This is a genomic window from Variovorax sp. VNK109 (genome assembly GCF_049445855.1).
In the GTDB taxonomy this organism is placed as follows: domain Bacteria; phylum Pseudomonadota; class Gammaproteobacteria; order Burkholderiales; family Burkholderiaceae_C; genus JAGOCV01.
Genome location: NZ_JBMSDV010000001.1, coordinates 1,140,450 through 1,154,771 on the forward strand (window position 1 = coordinate 1,140,450; position 14,322 = coordinate 1,154,771).

13 protein-coding genes are annotated in these 14,322 nt (G+C 64.3%); all 13 read right to left on the reverse strand.

The features are described from left to right. Positions 1–19: 19 nt before the first annotated feature. The 13 genes from hisG to ACO2Q9_RS05705 all read right to left on the reverse strand — a co-directional run bounded on the left by hisG (position 20) and on the right by ACO2Q9_RS05705 (position 14,262). Positions 20–673: an ATP phosphoribosyltransferase gene (gene hisG, locus ACO2Q9_RS05645; RefSeq protein WP_423309145.1), complete on the reverse strand. Its 654-nt coding sequence runs from the start codon at positions 671–673 to the stop codon at positions 20–22. Next, positions 670–1,947, reverse strand: coding sequence for a UDP-N-acetylglucosamine 1-carboxyvinyltransferase (gene murA, locus ACO2Q9_RS05650; RefSeq protein ID WP_423309147.1), 1,278 nt, complete (start codon positions 1,945–1,947; stop codon positions 670–672). Before murA ends, hisG begins: the two co-directional genes overlap by 4 nt. A 7-nt stretch (positions 1,948–1,954) precedes the next feature. Beyond that, positions 1,955–2,197, reverse strand: a complete 243-nt coding sequence (locus tag ACO2Q9_RS05655) for a BolA family protein (RefSeq protein WP_423309149.1) — start codon at positions 2,195–2,197, stop codon at positions 1,955–1,957. Between the two features lies 1 nt (position 2,198). After that, positions 2,199–2,954 (reverse strand): ABC transporter permease, encoded by a 756-nt coding sequence (locus ACO2Q9_RS05660; RefSeq protein WP_423309151.1) that lies wholly within the window; start codon positions 2,952–2,954, stop codon positions 2,199–2,201. Next, positions 2,951–3,883, reverse strand: a complete 933-nt coding sequence (locus tag ACO2Q9_RS05665; RefSeq protein ID WP_423309153.1) for an ABC transporter ATP-binding protein — start codon at positions 3,881–3,883, stop codon at positions 2,951–2,953. Before ACO2Q9_RS05665 ends, ACO2Q9_RS05660 begins: the two co-directional genes overlap by 4 nt. A gap of 91 nt (positions 3,884–3,974) precedes the next feature. Next, positions 3,975–4,247 carry an STAS domain-containing protein gene (locus ACO2Q9_RS05670; RefSeq protein WP_423309155.1) on the reverse strand — a complete coding sequence of 91 codons (273 nt, stop codon included), beginning with the start codon at positions 4,245–4,247 and terminating at the stop codon, positions 3,975–3,977. Between the two features lie 35 nt (positions 4,248–4,282). Continuing rightward, the gene (locus ACO2Q9_RS05675; protein WP_423309157.1) at positions 4,283–4,921 is read right to left on the reverse strand and encodes an MlaC/ttg2D family ABC transporter substrate-binding protein; all 639 of its coding nucleotides are present in this window, start codon (positions 4,919–4,921) and stop codon (positions 4,283–4,285) included. A gap of 118 nt (positions 4,922–5,039) precedes the next feature. Further along, complete coding sequence (locus ACO2Q9_RS05680) at positions 5,040–5,786, reverse strand: MlaA family lipoprotein (protein ID WP_423309946.1); 747 nt, start codon at positions 5,784–5,786, stop codon at positions 5,040–5,042. A gap of 2 nt (positions 5,787–5,788) precedes the next feature. Next, positions 5,789–6,277, reverse strand: a complete 489-nt coding sequence (gene mlaD / locus ACO2Q9_RS05685; protein ID WP_423309159.1) for an outer membrane lipid asymmetry maintenance protein MlaD — start codon at positions 6,275–6,277, stop codon at positions 5,789–5,791. Positions 6,278–6,292: 15 nt separating this feature from the next. Then, positions 6,293–7,075 carry a lipid asymmetry maintenance ABC transporter permease subunit MlaE gene (mlaE, locus tag ACO2Q9_RS05690; RefSeq protein ID WP_423309161.1) on the reverse strand — a complete coding sequence of 261 codons (783 nt, stop codon included), beginning with the start codon at positions 7,073–7,075 and terminating at the stop codon, positions 6,293–6,295. Continuing rightward, entirely contained in the window at positions 7,072–7,914 is an 843-nt protein-coding gene (locus ACO2Q9_RS05695; RefSeq protein ID WP_423309163.1) for an ABC transporter ATP-binding protein, read from the reverse strand. Before ACO2Q9_RS05695 ends, mlaE begins: the two co-directional genes overlap by 4 nt. A gap of 57 nt (positions 7,915–7,971) precedes the next feature. Beyond that, positions 7,972–9,438 (reverse strand): glutamate synthase subunit beta, encoded by a 1,467-nt coding sequence (locus ACO2Q9_RS05700; RefSeq protein ID WP_423309165.1) that lies wholly within the window; start codon positions 9,436–9,438, stop codon positions 7,972–7,974. 57 nt (positions 9,439–9,495) lie between these two features. Then, positions 9,496–14,262 carry a glutamate synthase-related protein gene (locus ACO2Q9_RS05705; protein WP_423309167.1) on the reverse strand — a complete coding sequence of 1,589 codons (4,767 nt, stop codon included), beginning with the start codon at positions 14,260–14,262 and terminating at the stop codon, positions 9,496–9,498. Positions 14,263–14,322: the final 60 nt, after the last annotated feature.

Below are 14,322 nucleotides of genomic sequence, written 5' to 3' on the forward strand. Positions count from 1 at the left end.
GCAATGAGGTGTGTGAAAGTCAGGTCGTCGCGGATGCGAAAGCGTCGATGATGGGCCGGATGGCGTCCTGCTTGAGTTTGAGCGCTGCCTGGTTCACCACCAGGCGCGAGCTGATGTCCATGATGCGCTCCACCTCGACCAGCTGGTTCGCCTTGAGCGTGTTGCCCGTGGAGACGAGGTCCACGATGGCGTCGGCCAGCCCGGTGAGCGGCGCCAGTTCCATGCTGCCGTAGAGCTTGATCAGGTCCACGTGCACGCCCTTGGCAGCGAAGAAGTCACGGGCAATGCCCACGTACTTCGTCGCAACCTTCAGGCGCGAGCCCTGACGCACGGCCTGCGCATAGTCGAAGTCGGCGCGCACGGCCACGCTCATGCGGCAACGCGCGATGCGCAGGTCCAGCGGCTGGTACAGGCCCGCGCCGCCGTGCTCGATGAGCGTATCGAGGCCCGTCACGCCGAGGTCCGCACCACCGTATTGCACGTAGGTCGGCACGTCGGACGCACGCACGAGCACCACGCGCACCTGCGGCTGGTTGGTCGGCAGGATGAGCTTGCGGGACTTTTCCGGGTCTTCGAGAACCTCGATGCCGGCTGCGCGCAGCAGGGGCAGCGTCTCGTCGAAGATGCGGCCCTTGGACAGGGCCAGCGTGATGGTGTCGGGCGTGAAAGTCATCGCACCCTTTCGATGTCGGCGCCGATGCCGCGCAGCTTGGCTTCCATCTGGTCGTAGCCGCGGTCCAGGTGGTAGATGCGGTCCACCACCGTTTCGCCTTCCGCCACGAGACCGGCGATGACAAGGCTGGCCGACGCACGCAGGTCCGTGGCCATCACCGTGGCGCCGGAGAGGTGTTCGACGCCTTCGATCACCGCCACCTTGCCGTCGATCTGGATGTGCGCACCCAAACGCACCAGCTCGTTCACGTGCATGAAGCGGTTCTCGAAGATCGTCTCGGTCGCCTTGCTCGCGCCCTGCGACACGCAGTTGAGCGCCATGAACTGCGCCTGCATGTCGGTGGGGAAGCCCGGATACTCGGTCGTGCGGAAGGTCTGCGCTTTCAGATGCTTCCAGGCCGGGCCGGGGGAGCTGATGCGGATCGCACCGTCCAGCGCCTCCACCGTCGCGCCGGCATCGCGCAGCTTGTCGACCACGGCGTCGAGGTGATCGGCACGGCCATGACGCAGCACGACATCGCCGCCGGTTGCGGCCACTGCACAGAGGAACGTGCCCGTCTCGATGCGGTCGGCCACCACCTGGTGCTGGCAGCCCGACAGTTTGTCGACACCCTCGATGCGGATGCGACTGGTGCCGTGTCCTTCGATCTTCGCGCCCATCCTGATGAGCATCTCGGCCAGGTCGGGAATCTCCGGCTCCTGCGCCGCGTTCTCGAGGATGGTTTCGCCTTCTGCGAGCGCGGCGGCCATGAGGAAGTTCTCGGTGCCGGTGACCGTCACCATGTCGGTGGCGATGCGCGCGCCCTTCAGGCGCTTCCATCCTTCGGGCAGGCGGGCAATCATGTAGCCGTGCTCGACCACGATGTTCGCGCCCATGGCCTGCAGGCCCTTGATGTGCTGGTCCACCGGCCGCGAACCGATGGCGCAACCGCCTGGCAGCGACACCGTCGCCTCGCCGAAACGCGCCAGCAGCGGGCCCAGCGCCAGCACGGAGGCGCGCATGGTCTTGACCAGTTCGTACGGAGCCTCGGGCGTGGTGAGCGTGCTTGCGTCCAGCCGCACCGTGCCGTCCTCGCTCCAATCGGCGCCCACACCCATGTTGCGGATGAGCTTGAGCATGGTGGACACGTCCTGCAGGCGCGGGACGTTGGTCAGCGTCACCGGCTCGGCCGTGAGCAGCGCCGCGCACAGCTCTGGCAGCGCGGCGTTCTTGGCGCCGGAAATGCGCACCTCGCCGTTGAGCGGCCGGCCGCCACGAATCAGCAGTTTGTCCATGAGAAAGTCAGTGTGTCCGTGCCGCCCATTCGGCCGGCGTGAGGGTTTTCATCGACAGGGCGTGAACCTCGTCGGTGTGCATTTTCGCACCCAGCGTGGCGTACACCCGCTGGTGTCGCTGGATCGGGCGCTTGCCCTCGAATTCGGCGGAGACGATGGTGGCATACCAGTGGCGCCCGTCGCCCTCGATGTCGATGGATTCGCAGGCGAGACCCGCCTGGATGATGGATTTGAGTTCGTCGGCAGTCATGTCAGCCCCGGATTTTGTACCCGATGCGCAGCAGGTGGATCGCGATCGCGCTCACGACCACGAATGCACCGCCGACGATGGCCAGGCTGAGCCACGGCGAGACGTCGCTCACGCCGAAGAAGCCGTAGCGGAAGCCGTCGATCATGTAGAAGAACGGGTTGAGATGGCTCACGCCCTGCCAGAAAGCGGGGAGCGAATGGATCGAATAGAAAACGCCGGACAGGAAAGTCATCGGCATGATGATGAAGTTCTGGAAAGCCGCCATCTGGTCGAACTTCTCGGCCCACAACCCGGCGATGAGGCCCAGCGTGCCAAGGATCGCCGCGCCCAGCACCGCGAAAACCAGGATCCACAGCGGCCAGGCAAAGACCGGCGTGGCGAAGAACGCCGTCGCAATGAAGACCCCCGCACCTACAGCCAACCCGCGCGCGACCGACGAGCCCACATACGCGAAGAACCAGCTCCAGTGCGACAGCGGCGTGAGCAGCACGAACACGAGGCTGCCCATGATCTTGCTCTGGATCAGCGAGGACGAGCTGTTGGCGAACGCATTTTGCAGCACGCTCATCATCACGAGGCCAGGCACGAGGAACGCGGTGTAACCCACCTGCCCGTACACCTTGACGTGGTCTTCCAGCACGTGACCGAAGATCAGCAGGTAGAGAACGGCCGTCAGCACCGGCGCGGCCACGGTCTGGAAGCTGACCTTCCAGAAGCGCAGCACTTCCTTGTAGAACAGGGTCTGCCAGCCGGTCATGACACGGTCTCCAGCGCCGGTGGCGTGTCTTCGGCCGACATCACGTCGAGGAACACATCTTCCAGGTCGGCCTTGCGGATTTCCACGTCCTCGGCATGCAGTCCGGCTTCGCGCACGGCGACGAGGTACTGCTCGATCTCGCGCGCGTTGTGCGCCGGGAACTGCACGATGCGCCCCGTCACGCGGGCACGCGCGGCGAGCCCGGCAGGCAACTCGCCGTCTACCTTGAAACGCAGCACGTTGCTGGATGCGGCCTTGAGCAATTCGCTCGTGCGGTCCAGCGCCACCACGCGTCCCTGCTTGAGCATGGCGATGCGGTTGCACAGCGCTTCGGCCTCTTCGAGATAGTGCGTCGTCAGCAGCACGGTGTGTCCCTGTTTGTTCAGCCGCGCGATGAACTGCCACAGCGTCTGGCGCAATTCAACGTCGACACCGGCCGTCGGCTCGTCCAGCACGATGACGGGCGGCCGGTGCACCAGCGCCTGCGCCACCAGCACGCGGCGCTTCATGCCACCGGAGAGCTGGCGCATGTTCGCCGTGGCCTTGTCCGCAAGGCCGAGGCTTTGCAGCAATTCATCGATCCATGCGTCGTTGTTGCGCACGCCGAAATAGCCGGACTGGATGCGCAGCGCCTCGCGGACGTTGAAGAAGGGGTCGAACACCAGCTCCTGCGGCACGACGCCGAGCTTGCGGCGCGCGTCCGCATAGTCGGCCTGGACGTCGAATCCGTGCACACGCACGGCACCGCCCGTGGCGCGCGTCAGGCCCGCCAGGATGCTGATGAGGGTGGTTTTGCCCGCGCCGTTGGGACCGAGGAGACCGAAGAATTCGCCCTCTTCGATATCAAAGCTCACGCCATCGAGGGCTTTGAGCGGGCCGCGTGGCGACGGGAACGTCTTGGAGACAGATTGGAAGGAGATCGCGGGCATGGGAACCCGCCATTTTAGGGACTCGGGCTGACGCCTGCTGGGATGGGCCCATCCGCGCCCTTTCGCGAACCTGCCCGGTTCGGCTGGAACGTCAGGCGGCTGCAGGCAGAAGGCCCGCCACGCCGTACAACCCCGCGAGGCTTCGCAGGCGCTCCGGCAGGCCCGAGACCGCAAAAGCCTTGCCGGCCTCGAGCGCCTCACGGCGGGTTTCTAGAAGCACGGCAATGGCCGACGAATCGAACTCCTGCAGCGGCGAGGCATCCACGACGACGGTGCCGTCAGCCTCGCGTTGCAGCGCCTGCCGCAACATGCGCGAACAGGCGGTCGCTTCGTCGTGTGTCAGGCAGGCGGGCAGTACCAGCATGGCGTCAGACCGTTGGGCTGTTCAGCACTGCTCGTTCAGCTCTTCTTGCCGGTGTTGGTCTTGTTGCGCTCGGCCAGCGAAGCGATCAGGCCATCGATGCCCTTGGCGTTGATTTCCGGGCCGAACTGGCTGCGATAGGTATCGACCAGCCACACACCCAGCACGTTCAGGTTGATGATCTTCCAGCCAGCGCCTTCTCCGGGGGTCTTCTCGAGGCGGTAGTCGAGCTGGACCGGGTCGCCACGGCCCCGCACTTCCGTGCGCACCACGACTTCCTTGTCGTCGGGCGACATGCGCTGCGGACGCATCGCAATGCTCTGGTCGCTCACCTGTGCCAGCGCGCCGGAATACGTGCGCACAAGCAGCGTCTTGAACTCTTCCTGCAGGCGGGTGCGCTGCTCGGGCGTAGCCTGCCGCCAGGCCGGGCCGACTGCAGAGGCCGTCATGCGCTGGAAATTCACGTTCGGCATGATCTTGCTGTCCACCAGCGTCATGATCTTGGACACATCGCCACCCTGGATGGCCTTGTCGGACTTGATGGTGTCGAGCACCTCGGTGGACAGGCGCTTCACGAGTGCGTCGGGTGCTTCGTCCGCTGCGCGCGCCATGGAGCCCAGGCCCATCCATGCGGCGAGCGCGATGCCCAGAAGGCTGAAAAAGCGGCGGTTCATCATCAGAAAATCTCCAGTGGTGCTTTCACACGGTAAGGCGTTGGAATCCGCGCCATGCAACCGGTTCCCGGAGCACTGGCAACGGATGAAACAGCCTGCAACCCGGGTTGCAGGCTGGCGTTCATTCCTGCAGGGCGCCGTCCGAAGACGAACCCGGCCCGGCGTCCTTCACTTCGGCGCGGCGCAATTGCAGGTAGGCGTCGCGCGTGAAGCTGTATTTGTCGAGCGCGGCCTCGTCGATGACGGAACCGACGCGCAGGAGGTTGGCACGTGCATTCACGATGCGCAGGGCGCCGGCGCTGTTGCGCGTGGGGATGTGATCGACCTGGTCGAGCAGATCGCCCTTGAGGTCCACCGGCAGCGCGGCCGTGTCACGCACGGTCGAAGGGCCGAGGATCGGCAGGACCAGATAAGGCCCCGACGGAACGCCCCAGTAACCCAGCGTCTGACCGAAGTCCTCACGGTGACGCTCGATGCCCAGTTCGGTGGCGACATCCAGGATACCCCCCAGCCCGAAGAGGGTGTTGACGTTCACGCGCATGAACGTCTCGGCAGAAGCCTGCCCCTTGAGCTGCAGCACGTTGTTCACGAACGACCAGACATCGCCCAGATTGCCGAAGAAGTTGGTGACGCCGGTGCGCACCGGCTGCGGCGTCACATTGCGGTAAGCCGTCGCGACAGGCTTGACCACGGCGTCGTCCACGACGTCATTGAAGCGTGCCACACCGCGGTTGAAGGGTTCGAAGGGATCGCCCGGATGGGGATTCGGGCCCGTCGCGCAGCCCGTGGCCAGCAGCGACAGCGCGAGCGTCATGCCCCCGATCCGGCGGCGCCCTGAGGTTCGTTCGATTTCCAGATACTGTTTCATCGTCATTTCTTGTTGTTCGCTCCCTGCGGGGTGCTTCCATCAGCCGCCTTGCTGTAGAGGAACTGGCTGATCAGGTTTTCGAGCACCACGGCCGACTGCGTGCTGCCAATGGTATCGCCAGCGGCAAGGTTCTGCTCTTCGGCGCCCGCTTCGACCCCGATGTACTGCTCTCCCAGCAAACCACTCGTGAGGATCTTCACCGAGCTGTCCTTGGGAAAAGCGTAACGGGTTTCCAGGGCCAGCGTGACACGCGCCTGGAAGGATTTGTCATCGAACGTGATGGATTCCACACGGCCCACCACGACGCCTGCGCTTTTCACTGCAGCCTTCGGCTTGAGCCCGCCGATGTTGTCGAACTTGGCGGTCACGCGGTAGGTCTGCTGGAAACTCAGGTTCAGCAAATTCGCCGCCTGGAGCGACAGGAACAGCACCGCCACGCCGCCGATGAGCACGAACAGGCCGACCCAGAAATCATTCTTCGAGCGTTGCATTCACACTCTCCTTCTTCAAATGCTGAACATCATTGCCGTGAGCATGAAGTCCAGACCCAGAACCGACAGCGACGCCACCACCACGGTGCGCGTCGTCGCACGCGAGACGCCTTCCGGCGTCGGCATCGCCACATAACCCTGCAGCAGCGCGATGAAAGTCACGGCCACGCCGAATATCAGGCTTTTCAGCGCACCGTTGCCGACGTCGGAAAACACGTCCACCCCGCTTTGCATCTGGCCCCAGAACGAACCGGCATCGATGCCGATCAACACCACGCCCACGAACCAGCACCCACCGATGGCGACGGCACTGAACACGGCCGCCAGCAGTGGCATGGTGATCACGCCGGCCCAGAATCGCGGCGCGAGGATCCGGCGGACGGGATCGACCGCCATCATCTCCATAGCCGACAGCTGCTCGCCGGCCTTCATCAGGCCGACTTCAGCGGTGAGCGATGTTCCGGCGCGCCCTGCAAACAGCAACCCGGTCAATACCGGCCCCAGTTCGCGCACGAGCGCCAGGTTGACCGACAGGCCCAGCGCATCCGTCGAACCGAAGCGCAGCAGCACGTAATAGAACTGCAACCCCAGCACGAAGCCGACGAACAGGCCGGACACCGCGATGATGCCCAGCGAATAGTTGCCCAGGAAATGGATCTGGTCTCGAACCAGCCCGAAACGGCGGAAAACCGGACCCGCCATGAGCAACAGTTGCCAGAACAGGCGGGCTCCCATGCCCAGATCGCCCAGCCACTGACGGGTCGCAAGACCGACGTCCGACGGCTTGTACCAACTCATGCCGGACCTCCGGACGAACCAGGCGGAAGCAACCCGCCACCGAAATCTTCGTCGATCCCGGGGCCGGGGTAGTGGAATTTCACCGGGCCTTGCGCTTCGGCGTTCACGAACTGCCGCACGAGCGGGTCCTGACTTTCACGCACCTCCGAAGGTGTGCCCTGCGCTGCAATCTTCCCGTTCGCCAGGACGATGACCTGGTCGGCAATGTGGAAGGTCTCTTCAAGATCATGCGACACGACGATGCTGGTGAGACCCATGGCATCGTTGAGCTGGCGGATGAGCCGGGCCGCAGTTCCGAGCGAAATCGGATCGAGACCGGCGAACGGCTCGTCGTACATCACGAGATCCGGATCCAGCGCGATCGCGCGGGCAAGCGCGATCCGCCTCGCCATGCCACCGGACACCTCCGAAGGCATGAGGTCGCGCGCGCCACGCAGGCCGACCGCATCGAGCTTCATGAGCACGATGTCGCGCACCAGCGATTCCGACAAGCTCGTGTGCTCGCGCAGCGGAAAGGCCACGTTGTCGAACACACTCAGATCCGTGAACAGCGCGCCGAACTGGAACAGCATGCCCATGCGCCGCCGCGCAGCGTAGAGCGCGTTCGCGTCCATGCGGCCGATGTCATGCCCGTCGAACAGGACCTCGCCCGACTGGGCTCTCACCTGCCCGCCGATCAGCCGCAACACGGTGGTCTTGCCGCCGCCGGACGCGCCCATGAGCGCCGTCACCTTGCCGCGTGGAATGCTCAGGTCGATTCCATCAAGAATGACGCGTTCGCCGTACCCGAAGGTCAGGCGGCGCAATTCGATGAACAGAGGTGATTCGACTGGATCCATGAAAAAATAAAGCCGGAACGCGTCCGGCTTCTGAATGATAAAGGATGCAACAGCCGGTCAACGCGGCAAGTCGCTGTACCCCATCAGGTACTCGTCGACTGCGCGTGCGGCCTGCCGGCCCTCCCGGATGGCCCAGACGACCAGCGATTGTCCGCGTCGCATATCGCCCGCAGCAAACACTTTCGGAACATTCGTAGCGTAACCACCCGTAAATTCTGTAGAAGCCTTGGCGTTGCCACGGCCATCCTTCTCGACCGCGAAGCCGTCGAGGATGGTCGCGACGGGGCTCACGAAGCCCATGGCCAGCAGGACGAGGTCAGCCTTATAGGTCTTCTCGGTTCCGGGGACCTCGACAAACTTGCCTTCCTTGAATTCCACCTGCACGGTCTTGAGGCCAGTGACCTTGCCCTTCTCGCCCATGAACTCCTTGGTCGAAATGGCGAATTCACGGTCGCAACCTTCTTCATGGCTCGAGCTGGTCCGCAGTTTGTACGGCCAGTAAGGCCAGGTCAGCGGGCGGTTCTCTTCTTCCGGCGGCATGGCCATCAGTTCGAACTGCGTCACGCTCGCCGCGCCATGGCGATTGCTGGTGCCCACGCAGTCGGAACCGGTGTCGCCGCCGCCGATCACGATGACGTGCTTGCCATCGGCACGCAACTGCCCCTTGAGCTTGTCGCCCGCATTCACCTTGTTCTGCTGCGGCAGGAACTCCATCGCGAAGTGGATGCCGTCCAGATCACGGCCGGGAGCAGGCAGATCACGCGACTGCTCGGCGCCGCCGGTCAGCAGCACCGCATCGAAATCCTTCTGGAGCTGCTCAGGCGTGATGCTTTCTTTGGCCCAGTTGGTGACCTTGGAACCCTCGGGCAGTTTGCCGATCATCACGCCGGTGCGAATGGTCACGCCTTCTGCAGTCATCTGTTCGGCACGGCGGTCGATGTGCGACTTCTCCATCTTGAAGTCGGGAATGCCGTAGCGCAGCAGTCCGCCGATGCGGTCGTTCTTCTCGAACAGTGTGACGTCGTGACCGGCGCGCGCGAGTTGCTGCGCCGCCGCCATGCCAGCCGGGCCCGCGCCGACGACGGCGACCTTCTTGCCCGTCTTGTGCTTCGCAGGGCGGGCAGTGACCCAACCCTCTTCCCAGGCGCGGTCGATGATGGCGTGTTCGATCGACTTGATGCCGACCGCGTCGTCGTTCACGTTCAGCACGCATGCCGCTTCGCAAGGCGCGGGGCAGATGCGACCGGTGAATTCCGGGAAGTTGTTGGTGCTGTGCAGCACTTCGATGGCGCTCTTCCAGTCCTGGCGATAGACCAGGTCGTTGAAGTCCGGAATGATGTTGTTGACCGGGCAACCGTTGTTGCAGAACGGCGTGCCGCAGTCCATGCAGCGCGCACCCTGCACCTTGGCCTGCGCGTCGTCCAGGCCGATGACGAATTCCTTGTAGTGCTTGAGGCGCTCGGCGACGGGCTTGTAGCCCTCCTCGATGCGCTCGTGCTCCATGAAGCCGGTGATCTTTCCCATCGTGTTCTCGCTCTAGTTGTTTCAGTCGCGGGCGGTGGCTGCGGGGCGCGCAGCGCCTCAGGCCGCCACGCCCTTCTTGCCCTTGGACTTTCCCGCCTTGGCGTCGGCCACGGCGTGCGGCTCCAGCCCCACCTGTGCGTTGTTGCCGGTGCTCGCGGCCTCGACCTTGCGCTGGTACATCTCGCCCAGTGCACGCTTGTATTCGTTGGGGAACACCTTCACGAACTTCGTGCGTGACACCGCCCAGTTGTCCAGCAACTCGCGTGCGCGGCGGCTGCCGGTCCAGCGGTTGTGGTCTTCCAGCAGCTTCTTGAGCAGCACTTCGTCGCACTCGTCGCGGTGCCAGTTGGTCTTGGCATGGTCGAGGCGTTGTTCGGCGGCGGGCAGCACCTTGTCCAGCGACACCATCGAGGTGTTGCAGCGGCTGGCGAACTTGCCGTCCTCGTCATACACATAGGCCACGCCGCCGCTCATGCCGGCAGCGAAGTTGCGGCCGGTCTTGCCCAGCACGACGGCGGTGCCGCCGGTCATGTATTCGCAGCCGTGGTCACCCGTGCCTTCCACCACCGTGGTGGCACCCGACAGGCGCACTGCGAAGCGTTCACCACCCACGCCGCTGAAGAACGACTCACCGCTGGTCGCGCCGAACATCACGGTGTTGCCCACGATGATGTTCTCGTGCGCCGCGCCACGGAAGTCGATGCTCGGTCGCACGATGATGCGGCCGCCCGACAGGCCCTTGCCCGTGTAGTCGTTGGCCTCGCCGATCAGGTACAGCGTGATGCCGCGCGTGAGGAACGCGCCGAACGACTGGCCACCCGTGCCCTCGAGCTGGATGCGGATCGTGTCGTCGGGCAAACCCTCGGGATGCACGCGTGTCACGGCACCCGAGAGCTTCGCGCCCACGGTGCGGTTGACGTTGCGCGCCACCTCGATGAATTGCACCTTTTCGCCCTTGTCGATGGCCGGACGCGACTTCTCGATCAGGCGCGTGTCCAGGTTGTTCTCGAGGCCGTGCTCCTGGTCTTCGACGTGATAGCGCGGCACATCGGCCGGCACGTTCGGCTGGGCGAACAGGCGGCTGAAGTCCAGGCCGCGCGCCTTCCAGTGCTCGATGCCCTTGCGCATGTCCAGCAGGTCCGAGCGACCGATCATGTCGTCGAACTTGCGGATGCCCAGCTGCGCCATGATCTGGCGCACTTCCTCGGCGATGAAGAAGAAGTAGTTGACGACATGCTCGGGCTTGCCCGAGAACTTCTTGCGCAGCACCGGGTCCTGCGTGGCCACGCCCACCGGGCAGGTGTTCAGGTGGCACTTGCGCATCATGATGCAGCCCTCGACCACCAGCGGCGCCGTGGCGAAGCCGAACTCGTCGGCACCCAGCAGCGCGCCGATGGCCACGTCGCGACCCGTCTTCATCTGGCCGTCGGCCTGCACGCGCACACGGCCGCGCAGGCGGTTGAGGACCAGCGTCTGCTGCGTCTCGGCCAGGCCGATTTCCCACGGCGAGCCCGCGTGCTTGATCGACGACCAGGGCGAAGCGCCCGTGCCGCCGTCATGGCCGGCGATCACGATGTGATCGCTCTTGCACTTGGTGACGCCGGCGGCGATGGTGCCCACGCCCACTTCAGAGACGAGCTTGGTGGAAATGGAAGCATGCGGCGCGACGTTCTTCAGATCGTGGATCAGTTGTGCCAGGTCCTCGATGGAGTAGATGTCGTGGTGCGGCGGCGGAGAGATGAGGCCCACACCCGGCACACTGTGACGCAGCTTGCCGATGTAGTTCGTCACCTTGCCGCCGGGCAGCTGGCCGCCCTCGCCGGGCTTGGCGCCCTGCGCCATCTTGATCTGGATCTGGTCGGACGACGACAGGTACTCCGCCGTCACGCCGAAGCGTCCCGAGGCCACCTGCTTGATGCGCGAACGCAGCGAATCGCCGTCCTTGAGCGGCAGGTCCACTTCGACCTGCTCGGCGCCGATCACGCTCTTCAGCGTCTCACCCTGCTTGATAGGAATACCCTTGAGTTCGTTGCGGTAACGCGCCGGGTCTTCGCCGCCTTCACCGGTGTTGCTCTTGCCGCCGATGCGGTTCATGGCCACGGCCAGCGTGGCATGCGCCTCGGTGGAGATCGAGCCGAGCGACATCGCGCCGGTCGCAAAGCGCTTGACGATTTCCGAAGCCGGCTCGACTTCCTCGACCGGGATGGCCTTCGCCGGGTCGAGCTTGAACTCGAACAGGCCGCGCAGCGTCAGGTGACGGCGGCTCTGGTCGTTGATGAGTTGGGCGTATTCCTTGTACGTGTTCCAGTTGTTGGCGCGCGTGGAGTGCTGCAGCTTGGCGATGGCGTCAGGCGACCACATGTGCTCTTCGCCGCGCGAGCGCCAGGCGTATTCGCCGCCGGCGTCCAGCATGGTGGCCAGCACCGGGTCGTCACCGAAGGCGGCCTTGTGCGTGCGGATGGCTTCTTCGGCGATCTCGAACACACCGATGCCCTCGACGCGGCTGGCCGTGCCCGTGAAGTACTGCTGCACCGTGCTGTTGTTCAGGCCGATGACCTCGAACAGCTGCGCGCCGCAATAGCTCATGTAGGTGCTCACGCCCATCTTGGACATGATCTTCGACAGGCCCTTGCCGATGGCCTTCACGTAGTTGTAGATGGCTTTCTCGGCAGAGAGGTCACCCGGCAGATCCTGATGGATGGCGGCCAGTGTTTCCATGGCGAGCCAGGGGTGGACCGCTTCCGCGCCGTAACCGGCCAGCACGCCGAAGTGATGCACTTCGCGCGCAGAACCGGTTTCGACGACCAGGCCGGCGTTGGTGCGCACACCTTCGCGGATGAGATGCTGGTGGATGGCAGACAAGGCGAGCAGCGCGGGAATGGCCACGTTCTCTGCATTCACGCTGCGGTCGCTGATGATCAGGATATTCTTGCCGCCCTTGATCGCGTCCACGGCTTCGGCGCACAGCGAGGCAAGCTTCGCTTCGACACCTTCCTTGCCCCAGTGCAACGGGTAGGTGATGTCCAGCGTGTAGCTTCGGAACTTGCCCTGCGTGAAGGTGTCGATGTCGCGCAGCTTCACCATGTCGTTGAAGTCCAGGATCGGCTGGCTCACTTCAAGACGCATCGGCGGATTGACCTGGTTGATGTCCAGCAGGTTCGGCTTCGGGCCGACGAAGCTTACCAGCGACATGACGATGGCTTCGCGGATCGGGTCGATCGGCGGGTTCGTCACCTGCGCGAACATCTGGCGGAAGTAGTTGTACAGCGGCTTGTTCTTGGAAGAGAGCACCGCCAGCGGGCTGTCGTTGCCCATCGAGCCGATGCCTTCTTCGCCGGCTTGCGCCATGGGCGAGAGCAGGAACTTGATGTCTTCCTGCGTGTAGCCGAAAGCCTGCTGGCGGTCGAGCAGCGACACGTCGCTGGCGGGCGCCTCACCGGCACCGTCGACGTCGTCGAGCTTGATGCGCAGGTTCTCGATCCACTGCTTGTAAGGCTTGCTGTTGGCGAGGTTGGCCTTGAGCTCCTCGTCGTCGATCATGCGCCCCTGCTCAAAGTCGATCAGGAACATCTTGCCGGGCTGCAGGCGCCACTTGCGCACGATCTTGTTCTCGGGGACCGGCAGCACGCCGGATTCGGAGCCCATGATGACGAAATCGTCGTCGGTCACGCAGTAACGCGCGGGGCGCAGGCCGTTGCGGTCCAGCGTGGCGCCGATCTGGCGGCCGTCGGTGAACACGATGGACGCCGGGCCGTCCCACGGCTCGAGCATCGCAGCGTGGTATTCATAGAAGGCCTTGCGACGCTCGTCCATCGTCGTGTGCTGCTCCCACGGCTCGGGGATCATCATCATCACGGCCTGGCTGATCGGATAGCCGGCCATGGTGAGCAGTTCGAGGCAGTTGTCGAACGTCGCGGTGTCGGACTGGCCGGCGAAACTGATCGGGTAGAGCTTCTGCAGGTCCGGGCCGAGCACGGGCGATGACATGACGCCTTCGCGCGCCTTCATCCAGTTGTAGTTGCCGCGCACCGTGTTGATTTCGCCGTTGTGGGCGACATAGCGGTACGGGTGGGCCAGCGGCCACTCGGGGAAAGTGTTGGTGGAGAAGCGCTGGTGCACGAGGCCCAGCGCGGAGACGCAGCGCTCGTCCTGCAGGTCGAGGTAATAGGTGCCGACCTGATCTGCCAGCAGCAGCCCCTTGTAGACCACGGTCCGGCTGGACATGCTGGGAACGTAGTATTCCTTGCTGTGCTTGAGCTTCAACGCCTGGATGTTGGCGCTGGCCGTCTTGCGGATGACATACAGCTTGCGCTCCAGCGCGTCCTGCACGATCACGTCGGCGCCACGGCCGATGAAGACCTGACGCGCGATCGGCTCGGTCTTGCGCACGGCCGGGGACATCGGCATGTCCACGTTGACCGGCACGTCGCGCCAGCCCAGCAGCACCTGGCCCTCGGCCTTGATGGCGCGCTCCATCTCCTGCTCGCAAGCCAGGCGCGATGCGTGTTCCTTGGGCAGGAAGATCATGCCGACGCCGTATTCGCCGGGCGGGGGCAGCGTGACGCCCTGCTTGGCCATTTCCTCGCGATACAACGTGTCCGGCAACTGGATCAGGATGCCCGCGCCATCGCCCATCAGCTTGTCGGCGCCGACGGCGCCGCGATGGTCGAGGTTCTCGAGGATCTTCAGGCCCTGCTGGACGATCGCATGGCTTTTCTCACCCTTGATGTGCGCCACAAATCCCACACCGCAGGCGTCATGCTCTGCATCGGGGGAATAAAGGCCTTGCTGTTGGAGATGCTCGATCTCTGCTGCCGTCGTCATGGGGCGCACTCCTTAGGGTTTTCGCGGGGATACGAAGCATAGACCTTTGCAACAACAATG